A 2,891-nucleotide genomic window follows, 5' to 3' on the forward strand; every position below is an offset into this window, starting at 1 on the left:
GTCAGTAGCACGTCGAGCCACTATGATTGGGCTCTGAAAAAACTCAAAGCTCATCGTAAGAATTATAAGTGTCGTAGTTGAGGTGTTGATGTGTTATTCTAGGTTTCGAATACCTTCGTTTTTCTTGTTTTAGAGCAATTCTAGCTTTAGAATCCTTTAAAAATTCAGATTTAAAGCAATCAATGGTTTAGAAGAGTACGAAAACATTTAGTTTATAGGAATTCTAGGCCTAGAATTACAAGGATATTTATGAAACTAAGGTATTCGATAGTTAGGATTGTTCTATTCTGAAAAATTTGGGATGTCAATTGTATAGGAGAGTGTTCGAATTTTTTTCAAGTTATTAAATTAGTTAATTGTGTGAGGTGCTTTATGATATAATGTTCCTAATGAATTTTTAGAAAGGAAAACTCTCAAATTGTCCTACAAATTTCTACTCTTCGACCTCGATCACACCTTGCTTGATTTTGATGCTGCTGAGGATGTGGCTTTGACGCAACTTCTAAAAGAAGAAGGAGTTGCGGATATTCAGGCTTATAAAGACTATTACGTTCCTATGAACAAGGCTCTCTGGAAGGACTTGGAGCAAAAGAAAATCAGTAAACTAGAACTAGTTAACACGCGCTTTTCTCGTTTGTTTGATCATTTTGGACTGGAGAAAGACGGCATGTTCCTTGCTCAGCGTTACCAGTTTTTTCTAGCCCAGCAAGGACAAACTTTCTCGGGGGCTCATGAACTTTTGGACAGTCTCATTGAGCGTGATTATGAGCTGTACGCTGCGACAAATGGCAGTACTGCGATTCAAACAGGTCGTTTGGCTCAATCTGGTCTGGCACCTTATTTTAATCAAGTTTTTATCTCTGAACAGTTGCAAACACAAAAACCGGATGCTCTCTTTTATGAAAAAATTGGCCAACAGATTGCTGGCTTTAGCAAAGAAAAGACGCTGATGATTGGAGACTCTCTAACCGCCGACATTCAAGGTGGCAATAATGCGGGGATTGACACTATTTGGTACAATCCTCATCACCTCGAAAATCCCACACAAGCCCAGCCAACCTACGAAGTCCATTCTTACCAAGACTTGCTGGATTGTTTAGATAAACTGTAAAAAGTGGTTTAGATAGCCACTTTTTGCTATAATAGAGGCAGTAAAAACGAAGGAATAGTTAACGATGTCAAGGCCAGAACTTTCTCTTTATGAACCATTGTATACACTAAAGGAAGTTGATCAAAATATCTGGATAGTGGATGGTGATTTGATTCAAATGGATATGAAGATCTTCAAACTTCCTTTTCAGACACGTATGACGGTGATTAAGTTAAATGATGGCAAACTTTGGATTCATTCTCCTATTGCGCCAAACGAGAAACTCTTTACTGAACTGGACGCTCTGGGCAGAGTAGCTTACCTGATTTCACCAAATAAGATTCACTACGCCTATATTGCAGATTGGAGAAAAAGATATCCTCATGCGCAAGCATGGTCTAGTCCAGGAGTTGAAGAGAGAGCGAAAAGTCAGAATGTCAAGGTGGAATTTGATGCTGGCTTAACAGATAAGGCTCCTGACCTATGGTCTGATGAGATTGATCAGCTTATTTTTAAGGGAAGTTCTGTCATCGAAGAGGTCGTGTTTTTTCATACATCAACTCACACACTCATTGTAACAGACCTTATAGAGAATTTTGAACCTGAAAAGATAGCTAGTCCAATCCGCAGAAAATTCTATCGTTTAGCTCGTGTAACAGCCCCTGATGGTCAAACTCCTATTGATTATCGTATGACTTTTTTAGGAAGACAAAGGGAAGCAAAGGTTTCCTTTTCCCGTATGTCAAACTGGAAACCGGATAAGATTATACTTGCACATGGTTTATGCTTTTTTAAAAATGGTGCGGATGAATTAAGACGTGCTTTTAGATGGATAAGATAAAGGAGGGAAAGATGGAACACTCGTCTTGGCATGCTTTGATTAAGGAGCAATTACCTGAGGGTTATTTTGGGAAAATCAATCAGTTTATGGACCAGGTCTATGCTCAGGGAACTGTTTATCCACCTAAGGAAAAGGTTTTTCAGGCTATCTTGACAACACCGCTTGAAGAAGTTAAGGTGGTGATTCTAGGCCAAGACCCCTATCACGGGCCAGGTCAAGCGCAGGGCTTGAGTTTTTCTGTACCTGACTCTATCCCAGCTCCGCCATCCTTGCAAAATATCTTGCAAGAATTGTCAGATGACATCGGAGTTAAGAAATCTCATGATTTGACAACTTGGGCTGAGCAAGGAGTCTTACTTCTTAATACTTGTTTGACGGTTCCTGCTGGTAAGGCCAATGGTCATGCTGGTCAGATATGGGAGACATTTACAGATGCTGTGATTCAGGTGGTCAATCAGCTAGATAGACCAGTGGTTTTTGTGCTTTGGGGAGCTTATGCACGCAAGAAGAAGGCCTTGGTTACCAATCCTCACCACTTGATTATTGAATCAGCCCATCCCAGTCCTTTATCGGTTTATAGAGGATTTTGGGGTTCCAAGCCTTTTTCCAAGGCCAATGCATTCTTAAAAGAGAAAGGACAAGAGCCAATCGATTGGCTTAGATAAGGAGAGAATATGCCTCAGTTAGCGACGATTTGCTACATTGATAACGGGAAAGAACTGCTCATGCTCCACCGTAATAAGAAGCCAAATGATGTTCATGAAGGGAAATGGATTGGTGTGGGCGGTAAGCTAGAGAGAGGTGAGACCCCTCAGGAATGCGCGGCGCGTGAAATCCTTGAAGAAACAGGGCTCAAAGCCAAGCCAGTTCTAAAAGGTGTCATCACTTTTCCTGAATTTACGCCAGATTTAGACTGGTACACCTATGTTTTTAAAGTGACGGAGTTCGAGAGTGACTTGC

At 40.7% G+C, this 2,891-nt stretch carries 4 protein-coding genes; all 4 read left to right on the top strand.

From position 1 onward, the window contains the following. Positions 1 to 418 precede the first annotated feature (418 nt). Positions 419 to 1,111, top strand: a complete 693-nt coding sequence (locus tag QZ565_RS09125; protein WP_295528521.1) for a YjjG family noncanonical pyrimidine nucleotidase — start codon at positions 419 to 421, stop codon at positions 1,109 to 1,111. Between the two features lie 64 nt (positions 1,112 to 1,175). After that, complete coding sequence (locus tag QZ565_RS09130) at positions 1,176 to 1,931, top strand: DUF4336 domain-containing protein (RefSeq protein WP_295528524.1); 756 nt, start codon at positions 1,176 to 1,178, stop codon at positions 1,929 to 1,931. A gap of 11 nt (positions 1,932 to 1,942) precedes the next feature. Further along, entirely contained in the window at positions 1,943 to 2,596 is a 654-nt protein-coding gene (locus tag QZ565_RS09135; RefSeq protein ID WP_295528528.1) for a uracil-DNA glycosylase, read from the top strand. 9 nt (positions 2,597 to 2,605) lie between these two features. Next, positions 2,606 to 2,891, top strand: a 286-nt coding sequence (locus QZ565_RS09140) for an NUDIX domain-containing protein (RefSeq protein ID WP_295528531.1), incomplete at its 3' end; no start/stop codon positions are given.

This window comes from uncultured Streptococcus sp. (assembly GCF_915066115.1).
Classification (GTDB): Bacteria; Bacillota; Bacilli; order Lactobacillales; family Streptococcaceae; genus Streptococcus.